12 protein-coding genes and 1 tRNA gene are annotated in these 13597 nt (G+C 66.4%); all 13 read right to left on the bottom strand.

Annotation, left to right across the window (positions count from 1 at the left end; all coding sequences use genetic code 11):
* Positions 1-5: 5 nt before the first annotated feature.
* The 13 genes from GR702_RS07945 to ftsZ all read right to left on the bottom strand — a co-directional run bounded on the left by GR702_RS07945 (position 6) and on the right by ftsZ (position 13455).
* Complete coding sequence (locus GR702_RS07945; RefSeq protein ID WP_160985426.1) at positions 6-725, bottom strand: fimbrial biogenesis chaperone; 720 nt, start codon at positions 723-725, stop codon at positions 6-8.
* A gap of 1 nt (position 726) precedes the next feature.
* On the bottom strand, positions 727-1257 hold the full coding sequence (locus GR702_RS07940; protein WP_160985425.1) for a Csu type fimbrial protein: 531 nt from the start codon (positions 1255-1257) through the stop codon (positions 727-729).
* Positions 1258-1653: 396 nt separating this feature from the next.
* Positions 1654-2640, bottom strand: a complete 987-nt coding sequence (locus GR702_RS07935) for a bile acid:sodium symporter family protein (RefSeq protein WP_202408121.1) — start codon at positions 2638-2640, stop codon at positions 1654-1656.
* 19 nt (positions 2641-2659) lie between these two features.
* Positions 2660-3598: an NAD-dependent epimerase/dehydratase family protein gene (locus GR702_RS07930; RefSeq protein ID WP_160985482.1), complete on the bottom strand. Its 939-nt coding sequence runs from the start codon at positions 3596-3598 to the stop codon at positions 2660-2662.
* 11 nt (positions 3599-3609) lie between these two features.
* Positions 3610-4740, bottom strand: coding sequence for a glutamate 5-kinase (gene proB / locus GR702_RS07925; RefSeq protein ID WP_160985424.1), 1131 nt, complete (start codon positions 4738-4740; stop codon positions 3610-3612).
* Positions 4741-4864: 124 nt separating this feature from the next.
* On the bottom strand, positions 4865-5920 hold the full coding sequence (gene obgE, locus GR702_RS07920; RefSeq protein WP_160985423.1) for a GTPase ObgE: 1056 nt from the start codon (positions 5918-5920) through the stop codon (positions 4865-4867).
* 154 nt (positions 5921-6074) lie between these two features.
* Positions 6075-6150: transfer RNA gene (locus GR702_RS07915), tRNA-Ala, on the bottom strand.
* 117 nt (positions 6151-6267) lie between these two features.
* The gene (locus tag GR702_RS07910; RefSeq protein WP_160985422.1) at positions 6268-7044 is read right to left on the bottom strand and encodes a hypothetical protein; all 777 of its coding nucleotides are present in this window, start codon (positions 7042-7044) and stop codon (positions 6268-6270) included.
* A gap of 170 nt (positions 7045-7214) precedes the next feature.
* Positions 7215-7955 (bottom strand): Bax inhibitor-1/YccA family protein, encoded by a 741-nt coding sequence (locus tag GR702_RS07905; protein ID WP_160985421.1) that lies wholly within the window; start codon positions 7953-7955, stop codon positions 7215-7217.
* 133 nt (positions 7956-8088) lie between these two features.
* Positions 8089-8898 carry a pyrroline-5-carboxylate reductase family protein gene (locus GR702_RS07900; protein WP_160985420.1) on the bottom strand — a complete coding sequence of 270 codons (810 nt, stop codon included), beginning with the start codon at positions 8896-8898 and terminating at the stop codon, positions 8089-8091.
* A 158-nt stretch (positions 8899-9056) separates the two neighbouring features.
* Positions 9057-9578 (bottom strand): type III secretion system chaperone family protein, encoded by a 522-nt coding sequence (locus GR702_RS07895; protein ID WP_160985419.1) that lies wholly within the window; start codon positions 9576-9578, stop codon positions 9057-9059.
* A 180-nt stretch (positions 9579-9758) separates the two neighbouring features.
* Entirely contained in the window at positions 9759-11723 is a 1965-nt protein-coding gene (locus tag GR702_RS07890; protein WP_160985418.1) for an SPOR domain-containing protein, read from the bottom strand.
* A 166-nt stretch (positions 11724-11889) separates the two neighbouring features.
* Positions 11890-13455, bottom strand: a complete 1566-nt coding sequence (gene ftsZ / locus GR702_RS07885; protein WP_160985417.1) for a cell division protein FtsZ — start codon at positions 13453-13455, stop codon at positions 11890-11892.
* Between the last annotated feature and the right edge of the window lie 142 nt (positions 13456-13597).

Genomic DNA, 13597 nt, shown 5'->3' with positions numbered 1-13597 from the left:
GCCCATCACCGCACGGAGGCGAGAGGAACGTCGAACTCGCCCTCTTCCGCCCGCACGTGCACGCCCGTGGCGCCTCCGCGCGGCAGCCGCTCGAACGTCACGGACTGCGCGCCTCCTGCCAGAAGGTAGAACGAACGGTCGGTGACGACAGCGTCTCCATCTGCCCCGTGCAGCGTCACGGCAAGAACCTTGACGTGTCGCGTGCCGGAATTGGCGAGCCGCAGCGAGGCCTTGTCGAGCGTGACAAAAAGCCGCGGCGCGGCCTTCTCTCCAGCGCGAAAGACGGGGAGCGAGATACGCAGCAGCGTCTGCACGGTGCCCGGTGCCACGGGGGAGGAATCAGGCAGTTGGTCGATGATGAGGCGCCATTGTTCCTCCGCCTCGTCGACCGCTGTCCGCGCCGGCAGGCTGCAGCGGACCAGCCGCGTGGCACCCGGCGCGATCGTCGCGATCGTGGGGTTGACGATAAAGCGGCCGTCCGGCTCCAGCAGGTCGGCACCGGCATCGTCCTTCTGCCATGCAAAGGCCCGGACTTGCACCGTCACCGGACGCTCCGAGTCGTTCCCCAGAGTGAGCGAGCAGAACCGGCTGGTCGGAGCGACATCGACGCGTACCGGCATGACGCTGAGCGATCCCGCCCAGGCAGGCCCGGCACCGACGAGGCCCACCAATGCCGCCAACGGCAGCAGGAGTGCCCCGATCCGGATCGCGCGTCGCCCCATCATGTCAGTAGGTGACGGTGACCGTAACCGAGTCGGTGTAGGCACCGGCAGCCGTGTTCTGGTTGGCAGGGATGCGCCCATAGACCGTGTACGCCGTGGCAGTCAGTCCAGCCGTACCCGAAACCGTGTCGGTCGATACGGTATTGCCCCAGTTCGTGGTGCGACCCGAGTCCGAATACAGCGCGTAGTTCAGCGTCCGTCCGCTGCTGGTCAGCTTGCGCACGGTCGTCGTCGCGCCCGTGCCGCCCCCTGCGCTCAGGCCCACGTTGTACGCAGTGCCCTGCGTGCAGGTGACGTTGAGCGTCGTCGTCGCATCCAGGTTCGTGCCTGAAACAGGGCTATAGGTGCCGAACGCGAGCGGGCTGGCAGAGACGACGCACGCCGACTGCACGGTAACCGTCACGGCCATCGTGTCGGTCACCGTAGCCGCCGAGGCCGACTGCGAGGCGAGGACGAGACCTGCCGCGAGGGCGAACCCTGCAGCAAGCGGGCGAATGCAGGCGGAAGCCCTGCGGACCTGATGGAGTTTGCTCATGCCCCTTCGTTTACCAAGAGGTGGTTGCCCAGCCCTCCAAGCTCCTCTCCGGTAATCTCCGGGGTGAGCGGCAGGATCGTGTTCAGCAAGGCATCCTGACCACCGCGATCTTCAGCCTCGGCTTCGCCTAGGGCGCGGAGGATGGCGCGGCACTTGCGCCCGGTGATCTACTCGACGGTACTGGGGCTGCTCACCGAAGTCTGCTCGCTTGCGGCCACGTCGGGCGCCGCTCTCCTCAGCGTGACGCTGGCGCGGACCGGAAGCTTCGACATGTTCCTCGTGACAACGGGCACGAGTGTCGTGCCTGGCTCGCTGCTCCTGCTCATGCTGCGAGGGGCGCCGATGCCCGAGGACCTGTCCGGCCAGCCTGCGCCGCTTGACCAGCCCAAAGTGGGATCACGCGGCCGGCAGTGCGTCCGCTTTCTCGTTTTCCGCGCCGAAGCGGCGCGCCAGGACGGCGCAGACCATCAACTGGATCTGGTGGAAGAACATCAGGGGAAGGATGATCGCTCCGACCTGTGCGGCCGGAAACAGCACGCCCGCGAGCGGAACCCCGGTCGCCAAACTCTTCTTCGAGCCGCAGAAAAGCAGCACGATCCTGTCCTGGCGCGAAAAGCCCAGCCCCTTGCCGACGGCAGTCGAGATCGTCATCACTACCGCCAGCAGCACCAGCGAGATCACGGCGATCAGCCCCAACTCGGCCAGAGTCACCTTCTGCCACAGCCCTTCGATGACCGCCGCCCCAAAAGCAGTGTAGACAACCAGCAGGATCGAGCCGCGATCCACGTAGTTCAGCACCTGCTTGTTACGCGTCACGAACCCGCCGATCCATGGCCGCAGGAGGTGGCCGGCCACGAACGGGAGCAGAAGTTGCACCGAGATGGCGATGATCGGATCAGCCGAGAACCCGCCGCTGTCACCGGTAATGAGCAGCGCGGTCAGGACCGGGGTGATGAAAATCCCGGCGAGGTTCGAGAAGGAGGCGCTGCAGACCGCCGCCGCCACGTTGCCCCCCGCGATTGCCGTGAACGCGATGGACGACTGCACGGTGGAGGGCAGCAGCGTCAGAAACAGCACTCCCGTCGCCAGCGAAGGTTCCAGACCGGGGATCGCCCGGATGGCGAGACCCAGGATCGGGAACAGCACGAAGGTCGTGGCCGCGACGGTCAGGTGCAGTTTCCAGGCCCGTGCGCCATCGAGGATCGCCTCGCGGGAGAGTTTGGCACCGTGAAGGAAGAACAGCAGGGCAATGCCCGCATCGGCCACCCCTCCTGCGATGTCCGCCCATATCCCACGCGCCGGAAGCACCGATGCCAGCCCTACCGTTCCAACCAGCAACAGCAGGTATGGATCGATGTTCAGGCGCGCGAGCAGACCCCTCATGCGTGTAACGTCCTCGTCGTCAGAGCCACTTGTGCTCGCGATACCACTGCGCCGTCGCCTTGAGGCCCTGGCGCGTTTCGATGCGCGGGCGCCACAAGGGGGCCGGCACTGCAGCCTCCGGCGACACCACCCAGTCCGGGTGGCTGAAATAGGCGGCACGGTCGAGCGTCATTTTTGCACGAGGACCGCGCAAAAACTTGTCGACGCGCGCGATGCGCTCCAGCATCGCGCGGGACAGGCCGATCACGCGCGGGCGCTTCCCCATGGCCCAACCAATGGCAAGCGCCGTCTCGAAATGTTCCCAGCCCTGCGGCTTGCCGTCATCGGGCTCGAAGATCCGGCCGGTGATGCCACCCGCCACTCTTCCATCCCCGGGCACGAGCGCCACCAGCAGCCGCGCCAGGTCCTCGACATGGATCATCGAGGCGCGGCCCTCGCGCGGCATCGGCATCACGCCCCAGCGCGCGGCGCGGAACAGTTCCAGCATCTCCTTGTCGCGGGGACCGTAGATCGCGGGTGGCCGCACGATCGTCCAGTCGAGCGGGCTTGCCATGACGAACTTTTCCGCCTTGGCTTTCGAAGCGCCGTAAGCGGAAAGCTCCGGTTCGCGCGCTGAGAGCGAAGAAACGTTGACCAGCCGCTGCACGCCGCCCGCCACCATGGCCTCGATCAGGTTGAGCGTGCCGGTGACGTTCCCTTCCTCGAAGCCCGAGGGATCGGGCGCACTGACCACACCGGCGACATGGATTACCGCTTCCGCTCCGCGCGTAAGCTCGGAGAGCGCAGCCTTGTCGGCAAGGTCGCCGCCCACCCAGTCCACGCCCGGACGCTCCGGCTGTGCGCGGCGGGTCAGCGCCCGCACGGCGTATCCGGTGGCCAGGGCCGTGTCGAGAACGGTGCCTCCGACGAAGCCCGTCGCGCCGGTCAGCGCGATGATCGGGCGCTCGACGCTCATCATCGTCGCGCGGTTCACTTCAGCACCATCTGGTCGCGGTGGATCACGGCAGAGCGCGGAGCATAGCCCAGTACCTGCTCCTGCTCGCTCGAATGAAGGCCAAGGATTGCGGCGCACTCGGCGGCATCGTACTCGGAGAGGCCATGCGCCAGTACGCTGCCTCCGGCTTCGACAATGGCGACGGGATCGCCGCGCCCGAAAACGCCGCCCACCGCGGTAACGCCTTTCGCCAGCAGGCTTGAGCCACGACGCAGCGCCTGAGCCGCGCCTTCATCGACAATGATCTCACCCTTGAGCCTGAGACGACCGCCGAGCCAGGCTTTGCGCGCACCTGCCTTGCGGCGAGGCCTGAAGAGCGTTCCCACGCCGTTCGCAATGATGCGTTCAATCGGGCGGTTGTGCTGGCCATTGCCGATGACGAGGCATATCCCCGCCAGCTCGGCGATCTCCGCCGCCTGCAGCTTCGAGACCATGCCGCCCGAGCCCATCCCCGAACTCGATTCGGTGCTCGCCATCGCCTGGACGGCAGGCGTCACGCCCTCCACCACCGCTATCATCCGCGCTCCTTCAAGCTTGGGATGGCGATCGTAGAGGCCGTCGATGTCGGACAGGAGCACGACGGCGCTTGCCTGCGCGGCCTGTGCCACCCGCGCTGCCAGCCTGTCGTTGTCACCGAAACGGATCTCTTCGGTGGCTACCGAGTCGTTCTCGTTGATGACGGGGACGGCTCCTGCATCCAGGAGGCGAGTAAGGGTGGCCGTGACGTTGAGGTAGCGTCGGCGGTCCTCCAAGTCCTCCAGGGTCAGCAGCATCTGCGCGGCAGTGAGGCCATGGTCGCCCAGCAGTGTCGCCCAGAGCCCCGAAAGCGCGATCTGCCCGACCGCTGCGCTCGCCTGCGCGTCTGCAAGGCTGCCGCGCCCACCCTTCTCCAGCCCGAGGGTTGCCGCGCCCAGCGCAATGGCTCCGGAGGACACCACGATAACGTCCTGGCCGCGCGCTCTCGCCTCGGCAATTTCCGCAACGAGCCCTGCCACCCACGCGCCCCGCACGCCCCCGGCTCCCACCAGGAGGGCGGAGCCCACCTTGATGACGAGGCGAGGCGACAGCGTGGCGTCGGCGAGATCGGAGAGTCGGGAAATGGGCATCGGAGCGCCAGCCTCTAGGGTAATCGACTGGGGGAAGAAAGCGCCAGCTTGCGCGAACGGGCGCGGCTGGAGAACGTGTGGGACGTTGCTTACACCCGCCGGGGTAAACGCTTTGTCGATCGGTTCAGAGCGGCGACCACGGCTTGTCGTCGGCTTCCTCGCGCTCACCCTCGGGCCGCTCGGTCACGGTCGCGGCAGGGAGGTAGTCGATGATCGCGTCAAGAAGCTTCGACATGCCCTTGCCGGTCGCACCGGAGATCGGGAATACCTCGTCCGCGCCAGCCTTCAGCAGCAGCCTGGCATAGTCGGCAGCCAGCGCATCGTCGACGAGGTCGATCTTGTTGAGCGCCACGAGGCGGGGCTTGTCCTCGAGCCCGCCGCCATAGGCTTCGAGTTCCTCCTCGACTACCTGCATCGCCTCGACGGGATCGGTGCTGGAAATATCGATGAGGTGCACCAGCACGCGGCAGCGTTCGATGTGCCCCAGGAAACGATCGCCGATCCCTGCGCCGTCCGCCGCACCCGCGATCAGGCCCGGAATGTCGGCGAGCACGAACTCGCGATGCTTGTGCGTGACCACGCCCAGCTGTGGGCGCAGCGTGGTGAAGGCATAGTCGCCCACCTTCGCCTTCGTGTTCGACAGCTTGTTGATGAAGGTCGACTTGCCCGCGTTGGGCATGCCCACGAGGCCCACGTCGGCAAGAAGCTTCAGCCGCAGCCACACCCATTGCTCGATCGCCGGCAGGCCCGGCTGGTGCTGTCGGGGGGCGCGATTGGTGCTCGTCTTGTAGCTGGCATTTCCGCGGCCACCCATGCCCCCCTCGATCAGGGTGACGCGCTGCCCTGCTTCGGTGAGGTCGGCCAGGACGGTCTCGCGGTCCTCGTCGTCGATGATCTGCGTGCCCACCGGAACCTTGATGACAAGGTCCTTGCCGGCAGCGCCATTGCGGTTCTTGCCCATGCCGTGCCCGCCGCGCGGAGCCTTGAAATGCTGGGTGTAGCGAAAGTCGATCAGGGTGTTGAGACCGGCCACCGCTTCGAAGATGACATCGCCGCCCTTGCCGCCGTTCCCCCCGTCGGGACCGCCATACTCCACGTACTTTTCGCGCCGGAAGCTGACCGCTCCGGGACCACCGGCGCCACCGCGGACATAAATCTTGGCTTGGTCGAGAAAATGCATGGGTCCTGATCGCTTCCGGCGCTGCTCCAGCGCTTCTGTTACGACCGGTCTTGGCCGCCTTCGCGCCACCTGTCGCAGATAAACAAAAAACCCGGCCGTGTCTCGGGCCGGGTGATGCCCGGAGCATTCCGGACATGCCTTGGTTGTGGGATACTGGTGGAGCCGAGGGGGATCGAACCCCTGACCTCGTCATTGCGAACGACGCGCTCTCCCAGCTGAGCTACGGCCCCGTTCCAGTATCATTCCCGTGCCGCGCAAAGCGGGCTCGGGTGCGCCCCCTTAGCGAAGTGCGCCTTCGCCGGAAAGGGCAAAAATGCAGGGGACGGACGAATCCGCCCCTTCCCGGGCTACTGGCTGGAGACCTGCGGAAGCGCTGGTGCAGCGGGAGGCTGCGCCATGACCTGCTCCGCGTTTGGCCGCACGGTGATCAACCCGCCCGATCCATAGCGTGCCTGCCACGCAGCCAGATCGGCGCGATACTGTTCGTAGGCGGTGAAGAACTCCTTGAAGGGCGCTTCAAGCTTTGCCAGACCCTGGTAGGACCATGCCTCGAACTGGCTCGGCTCCACCGTCAGAAGGTCTGCGCTAACCTCCAGAGCCGCGCGGCAGAAACCGGCGTCGACGGGGGGAAGCGAAAAGAAGTTGTAGACCTGCGTCTGATACGTCTCGCGCGCCACGATCGCGGCGCGGCCGCTGTGCTGGCTCTGGAAGCTGCGATCGATTTCCTTCGACGCCGCGTCCAGCGACTTGTCATAGGTCACCAGGAAGCGCTTGTAGCCTTCAAGGATCGGGGCGTACTCCGGCTCGATGCAGTTGAGCGCGGCCACGTTGTAGCCCGACCGAAGATTCCACACCGCCTGCGAGGTGGAGATACCGTAATTGACGGTATGCCGCGTGCCATCTGCCGCGACCGGCGGGATGGTCATTTGTGCCGGCGCTCCCATCGGAGGCGAAGGCATGGGCGGGATCACTACAACGGGCGGCGGGGGCGGCGGCGGCGGTGGTGGCGGCTTGGCGCATCCCGCAAGGGCCGCCAGCGTCACAGCGACAAGGGAACCCGCCACGCGGGGCAGGCGGCGGCGCAGGCCATGCTCGCTTGCCTTGGTCTCCATCCCGTAGTTCACCCCAGTCTTCTCCATAGAAACGCGAGAACCTCTAACGCCGCGCATCCATAAAGAAAATGCCCGGTGCGACGAAACGCACCGGGCATAATGGCCACACGAATCTGCACTGTGGATTAATTCACGCGCACCGAACTTTACCTGGGTTCGCGAGCGATCATCCGCTGCACCCGTCAGTCGCGCTGACCCAGGAAGCTCAGCAGGAACTGGAACATGTTGATGAAGTCCAGGTAGAGGCTGAGCGCACCAAGCACCACGGCCTTGCCGACGAAATCGGTGCCGCGAAGCTGGGCGTACTGGTTCTTGAGCATCTGCGTGTCATAGGCGGTGAGGCCCGCGAAGATCAGCACGCCAAGGATCGAGATCGCCAGCTGCAGCATCGTCGAACCGACGAAGATGTTCACCAGCGAGGCGATGAGGATGCCGACAACACCCATGATGAGGAACGTGCCGAAGCCCGACAGGTCCTTCTTCGTGGTGTAGCCGTAGAGGCTGAGACCCGCGAACGCAGCAGCGGTCGCGAAGAACGTGGTTGCGATCGACGAGCTGGTGTAGATCAGGAAAATCGTCGAGAGCGACATGCCCATGACAGCCGCAAACGCCCAGTAAAGCGCCTTCAGCGTAGTCTCGCTGAACCGGGCCGCACCGCCGCTGATCGCGAAGACGAAGCCCAGCGGAGCCAGCATCACCAGCCACTTCACGGGGCTGTTGATCATGGCGGCCGCAAGGCCGTAGTTCGCGAAGACGAACGCGACGATGCCCGAAAGCAGCACGCCGGATGCCATGTAGTTGTAGATCGACAGCATGTGCCGCCGCAGACCCGCATCATAGGTGGTCCGGCCGGCGGTGCGTCCGTCTAGGCTCGGAGACGCACCGAAGCCCGTACGGGGCTGGGGGTCGTTCCAATTCGCCATTTCTAACTCCCTTTCGCGGGCGCCTGCACAATGCGGCCTCCGCACCCATCGAATATCGCCCTACGCCGGCCAACTTTCAAGGAAAACCGGGACCGCCGATTTGTGACAAAATGTGTATGCGTTCGGCAGCGCCTCAGGCCTTGCGGGCTGCGACTGCCATTTCAGCGTTGCGGTCTCGCGATGCGGCCATTGCCCGGGCAACCACGCCGCCAAGGGCATGCCCATCGTCGAGAACGTTCATGCCCGCCCGGGTGGAGCCGCCGGGACTGGCCACCTTGTCAGCCAGTTCGCCCGGAGAAAACTCCGATGCGGCCGCGAGCTGCGCCGCACCTTCGACCATTGCCACTGCGAGACGCCGCGCCTGACCCTCGTCCAGCCCCAGATCCACTGCGCCTGCGGCGAGGGAGTCGATGAATCGGTAGACAAAAGCCGGACCGCAGCCCGTCAGCGCGGTGACGGCATCGAACAGGCCCTCATCCGCCAGCCACTCGGGCGTGCCGAGCGGCTCCATCAAGGCCGTGACGGCAGCCCGGCCGATCTCGTCAAGGCCGCGCGCGTCCAGCGCAACCGGCGACTTGCCGATGGCCACGGCAAGGTTCGGCATGACCCGCACCAGCGCGCCCGCCGAGGGGAATCGGGCCGAAAGAGAGGAAAACTCCACGCCTGCAAGGATCGAAAACAGGACCGAGCGCGGACCAACGAGCGGCGCGAGGACAGCCGCGACTTCGTCCAGCCCCTGCGGCTTCACGCCGAGCAGGACCGCATCGAAGCTGCCATCTGCTGGAAGTTCGCGAAGCAGCTTCACGCCCGCAGGCACAGTCTCGATGCGCGGGTCGACTACGGTGAAGCGCGAGGCGGGAATGCCACCGGCAAGCCAACCCGAGAGCATTGCTCCCGCCATATTGCCGCAGCCGACGAGAAGTATGCTCTGAAACCGGTCCATGTCATGATCCTTGCGCTTGCCGCGCGCGACTTAGGCGACCGGCACGGACCTGCCAAGACCCGCCCGTGAAGCCACCGACCCGCACCTCGCCACCGGGAAGTCGGCCAAGTTGGGCTTGGCGTTGCCGCGCTCGAACCCTTTTGTCCTGCCGAAGTCCCTTAGGCCTCTCCGGCCGCATCGACCATCGCGGCGGTCAGCGCCTCGGCGGGCGTCTTGTCGCCCCACAGGATGAACTGGAACACCGGATAGAAACGATCGCATTCCTCGATCGCGGCTTCCACCACCATCTGCGCCTGGCCCGGCCCCAGCAGGCCATCGGGACCAAGCATAAGCCCGTGCCGATAGAGCACGACACCGCCGTTCGACCAGACGTCGAAATGGCCGAGCCACAGCTGCTCGTTGATCAGCGCCAGGGCCTCGTGCACGGCGGAGCGTTTCGCATCGTTGATGCGGATGTCGGGCAGGCAGAGGAGCTGCAGCACCCGATCCTCGGGTCGCCAGATCGCCTGCAACTGATAGCTTGCCCAGGCGCCCTTCACTTCCGCCGAGATCTCGTCCTCGCCGGAATACTCGAACGGCCAGTCGCGCGCTTCGAAAAGCGAGGCGAGCATCTCGACGGGTGCGGCCTCGTCATCGTCGCGGTCGATATCGTCCTGCACTGTCCTCATAATCTGTGACATCAACCCTCCGCGAATACCTCGCATGGATGCTGCCTGCGGGCGGGATAGCACAATCCGGTGCACTGTGATCGCCTGCGCATAACTGCACAAGGCTGTTTACAGCGTGTGGATAAGAACGAGCACGCGTTAACACAAGGCGCCTGGAGGGGGGCTCACACCTTCACCCAGCCCGCCGCCTCGCTACTTTCCGGAAAGCGCATCCACCACCTGACCAGCAGGGCTCGTCCATGGCAGCGCGTCTCCAAAGCCCTGCTTCTTCGCATCGGCCAAGAACGCGGTCGCGGCCTTTTGCGTCGCGAAGGGGCCCACGAGAACGCGGTTGGTGCGCCCCATCTCGCTGACGAAAGGCTGACGTCCCTTGAACAATGCAGGCGCCTCCCGGTTGTAGCGCCGCCAGTCGAACGCGATGGCATCCTTGTCCCGGCCGACGCCGATCTGCACCCATATGCGACTGGGATGCGCAGGAGGCGTGGGCTTCTTTGCCTTGGCCTTGGCCTTGCCTTCTGCCGCAGCCTTGGCGTCCGCAGCCTTCGTCTTTGCGTCTTTGGCCTTCGTCTCTGCCACGGCCGTCGACTTCCTCGGCTCCGCATCGGCGGCCTTGAGCGGTTCGGCCTTCGTCGCAACGGGTGCGACGGGCGGAGGCGGCGCGGGAGTTATCATGCGGATGTCCACGGCGCCCGACACCGGCGCCGCCTCGACTGCCGGCCTGCCAAGATCGGCAAAGATGTCGGCAAGCGAACGCTGCGCGGGAGCTGCTACCGGCTGCGAAGGCGGCGAGGCAACGGCGGGAGCAGCAGCTCCGGCCGGCGGCTGCGCGGCTACTGCTCCCCCTGTCGCCGGAGCGGCGGAAGGCGGCCCGGCCGTCACCCGTGCAAGGTCGAACCCGGGCGTGGGCGCTTGCACCGCAGCCGGCGACCGCGCAGACACAGACGTCGATGCAGGAGCAGGAGCCGCAGGCGCAGCGCTTGCCGATGATGCAGCAGCCACGGCTGTAGTAGGCGATGCCGTTGCGACATGGGCGGGCTGCGCCACGGAAGGAAGCTCGATCCGCCGGCCGACCGCAGGCAGTTCTCCTCCGTCCCGCTCGATAGCCGGTCGCACTTCAGGCGGGGCGACCCGGTCCGGATCGACCACTGCCAGAGATGGATCGCGTGCCGGTGCGGCGACGGTCGACGACGGCTGCGCACTACCCGCGCGGGTGCGGCTCGCGGCTCCCCTTGCAGCGCGAGCCGGCTTCTTGGGCGGCGCATTGGCCAACTTCGTTCCGCCACCAAGCGGCTCGCCCTTCGGGATGAGCCCGCTTCCAGCCGCACTCGAGCGCGGGGGAGCGTAGGCCGCGATCCGGGCATCGTCGCGCCCGACCTCGGATGCGCGCGGAAAACGACCCAGGTTAGCAGCGGCGGCTTGCTGCGCCTTTGTGAGCCGAGGCATGTAGCGCAGGTACGGTGCGATATTTTCGGCAAGCGGCGCGGGAAGGATCTTCTGGGCGACGTCCACGGCCTCGCCGGTATCGCCGGCAATCGCCAGGGTGAACGCCCGGGTGCGCCATCCCGGCTTGTCCTGCTTGTTGAGCAGCGGCAGCAACGTGGCATAAGCCGCATCGCCCTGCCCGCTGATCGCCTGGCTGACCGCAAGGCGGGTACGCAGCTCGTCTCCTGCCGCGCCGGTCGACGTTGCAAGAGCCAGCGCGTAGTGGCGCTGCGCCGCCGCATTGTCGCCAACCAGGTCGTAGGCAAGCCCCCGGTCAGCCGAGATCAGGGCTGGCGTGGCGCCGGCTTTCTCCGCCGCATCGAACAGGGGAATGGCGCTGACCGGATCGCCGCTGAGCGCAAAGGAACTTCCGAGCCCTGCCTTGACGCGTGCATTGCCCGGGCTGATCTCGTCTGCCCGCCGGTAGAAGCCCGCCGCAGCCTCGAAGTCCTGCATGCCACGCGCGGCATCTCCCGCCTCGATGAGCGCAGCGACGTCGCGCGGATTGCGGCCCAGCGTCGCAAGGGCGGAGGCCAGCCGCTTGCTGTCCGCGCCTGGCAGCTGCTGGACCACCGGGCGCGACACCACAGGCGCTCCCTGCGCAGCCGCCGCCGGTGCCCATGCTAGCCCGCAGCCCAACGCCGCACCAGCCAACAGCCGCGAAACCCGATCCATCACCCAACGTCCTTCGTCAATCCTGGCTACCTGCACCCCGCGTCCATGCCTCAGCGCCGATGAACCCTGCGCGAACGTGCAAAAACGGCGGGCCTGCGCCATCGAAGCGCAGCCCGCCGCATTCCTCCGCGAAGTGGCGGGCTGCTGCCGCCCCTTCCGGAACCGCTTACTGGTTGTTCTGGCGACCCAGGAAGCGCGGGATGCTGATCGATCCCGCATCGCCGTCGTCGTCCTCGCCGGTCGGCTCGGCCGCACCCGGACGGGGGCGCGACAGGCTGGTCATGCGCTCGAACAACGTGCTGCCACCCGCGGCAGGCTTGGGGCGCGGCGAAACGGGAGCCTGGGCGGCAGGCTGCACCGGTTGGGAAGCCGGAACCTGCTGACCTCCGTCGAGCCGCAGCTCGTCCTGCATGCGCGGGCGCTGAGCGGCGGGAGCCGGAGTGGGCGCCGGGACAGGAACAGGCTCGGCCTGCTCGTCGAGCCCGAGTTCCAGCGGCTCGCTGAAACCACCGCGAAGTCCGCCAAAGGCGGCCGGTGCGGGCTCTTCGCGTGCTTCGTCGGCCGCGCCGAGCTCGAGCTCTGTGGTAGGCTCGTAGGGTTCGGCTGCAGCGGCGTAGGGGGCGGGCTGCGACTGCACCGGCGACTGGACGGGTGCTGCGGGCGCGGGCTGGAACGTGTTCGACGCTGGCGCCTGGACAGCCGGGCGCACGGGCCCGCGCGATGCTCCAAGGTTGAGCGGGCGCGATGCGATCTCGGCCATTTCGGTCGTCTGTTCAATGCCCGTGGCGACGACAGAGACGCGGATCTTGCCCTGCAGGTCGGGATTGAAGGCGGAGCCCCAGATGATGTTCGCGTCGGGATCGACCAGCTCGCGGATGTGGTTCGCAGCCTCGTCCACCTCGAGCAGCTTCATGTCGTCGCCGCCGATGATCGAGATGATTACGCCCTTGGCCCCCTGCATCGACACGCCGTCGAGCAGCGGGTTGGCGATCGCCCGTTCGGCCGCCTCGAGCGCACGGTTCGGACCTTCGCCCTCGCCGGTGCCCATCATCGCCTTGCCCATTTCGCCCATGACCGAGCGCACGTCCGCGAAGTCGAGGTTGATGAGGCCCGGCATGATCATGAGGTCGGTGATCGAGCGCACGCCCTGCTGAAGCACTTCGTCGGCGAGCGAGAAGGCTTCCTTGAAGGTGGTGTCGGCCTTGGCAACCAGGAACAGGTTCTGGTTGGGAATGACGATGAGCGTATCGACGTGCTTCTGCAGTTCTTCGATGCCCGCGTCTGCCGCGCGCATGCGGCGGGTGCCCTCGAACATGAAGGGCTTCGAGACGACGCCGACCGTCAGCACGCCCTTGGCGCGCGCGGCTTCCGCGATGATCGGGGCGGCACCCGTGCCGGTGCCACCGCCCATGCCGGCCGCGATGAAGACCATGTGGACGCCTTCCAGAAGGCGCTCCAGATCCTCGATCGTCTCTTCGGCAGCCGCGCGACCCACTTCAGGGCGGGCGCCCGCGCCCAGGCCCTGCGTGATCTCGGGACCGAGCTGGATGCGGGTCTCGGCGATCGAATTGTTCAGCGCCTGCGCATCGGTGTTCGCGACGACGAAGTCCACGCCTTCGATCTGCGCCTGGATCATGTTGGCGATGGCATTGCCACCCGCCCCGCCGACGCCGATGACGACAATCCGCGGGCGCAGTTCTTCGATGGCCGGCGGTCCGATGTTAATGCTCATTTCGCTCTCCTGGCAGGCACGTGCGCGAAGAAAATCTGTTGACACGCCTGATTGCATGCTTCGACTTGTCGAGGCAAAGCATCATATACCTTTGTCCACAGCCAAAGCCGCCAAAACAGCCGCTTTCGACCGCGTCCGTCTA

The organism is Novosphingobium silvae, assembly GCF_009856825.1.
GTDB classification, from domain to species: Bacteria; Pseudomonadota; Alphaproteobacteria; order Sphingomonadales; family Sphingomonadaceae; genus Novosphingobium; species Novosphingobium silvae.
This window is presented reverse-complemented; position numbering and strand designations above follow the sequence as displayed.

Excerpts from the sequence above, each read along its gene's own strand:
- GR702_RS07940 (WP_160985425.1), bottom strand. The coding sequence starts at position 1,257 with ATGAGCAAACTCCATCAGGTCCGCAGGGCTTCCGCCTGCATTCGCCCG.
- ftsZ (WP_160985417.1), bottom strand. The coding sequence starts at position 13,455 with ATGAGCATTAACATCGGACCGCCGGCCATCGAAGAACTGCGCCCGCGG.
- obgE (WP_160985423.1), bottom strand. The coding sequence starts at position 5,920 with ATGCATTTTCTCGACCAAGCCAAGATTTATGTCCGCGGTGGCGCCGGT.
- GR702_RS07890 (WP_160985418.1), bottom strand. The coding sequence starts at position 11,723 with ATGGATCGGGTTTCGCGGCTGTTGGCTGGTGCGGCGTTGGGCTGCGGG.
- GR702_RS07930 (WP_160985482.1), bottom strand. The coding sequence starts at position 3,598 with ATGATGAGCGTCGAGCGCCCGATCATCGCGCTGACCGGCGCGACGGGC.
- proB (WP_160985424.1), bottom strand. The coding sequence starts at position 4,740 with ATGCCCATTTCCCGACTCTCCGATCTCGCCGACGCCACGCTGTCGCCT.
- GR702_RS07945 (WP_160985426.1), bottom strand. The coding sequence starts at position 725 with ATGATGGGGCGACGCGCGATCCGGATCGGGGCACTCCTGCTGCCGTTG.
- GR702_RS07895 (WP_160985419.1), bottom strand. The coding sequence starts at position 9,578 with ATGTCACAGATTATGAGGACAGTGCAGGACGATATCGACCGCGACGAT.
- GR702_RS07905 (WP_160985421.1), bottom strand. The coding sequence starts at position 7,955 with ATGGCGAATTGGAACGACCCCCAGCCCCGTACGGGCTTCGGTGCGTCT.
- GR702_RS07935 (WP_202408121.1), bottom strand. The coding sequence starts at position 2,640 with ATGAGGGGTCTGCTCGCGCGCCTGAACATCGATCCATACCTGCTGTTG.
- GR702_RS07900 (WP_160985420.1), bottom strand. The coding sequence starts at position 8,898 with ATGGACCGGTTTCAGAGCATACTTCTCGTCGGCTGCGGCAATATGGCG.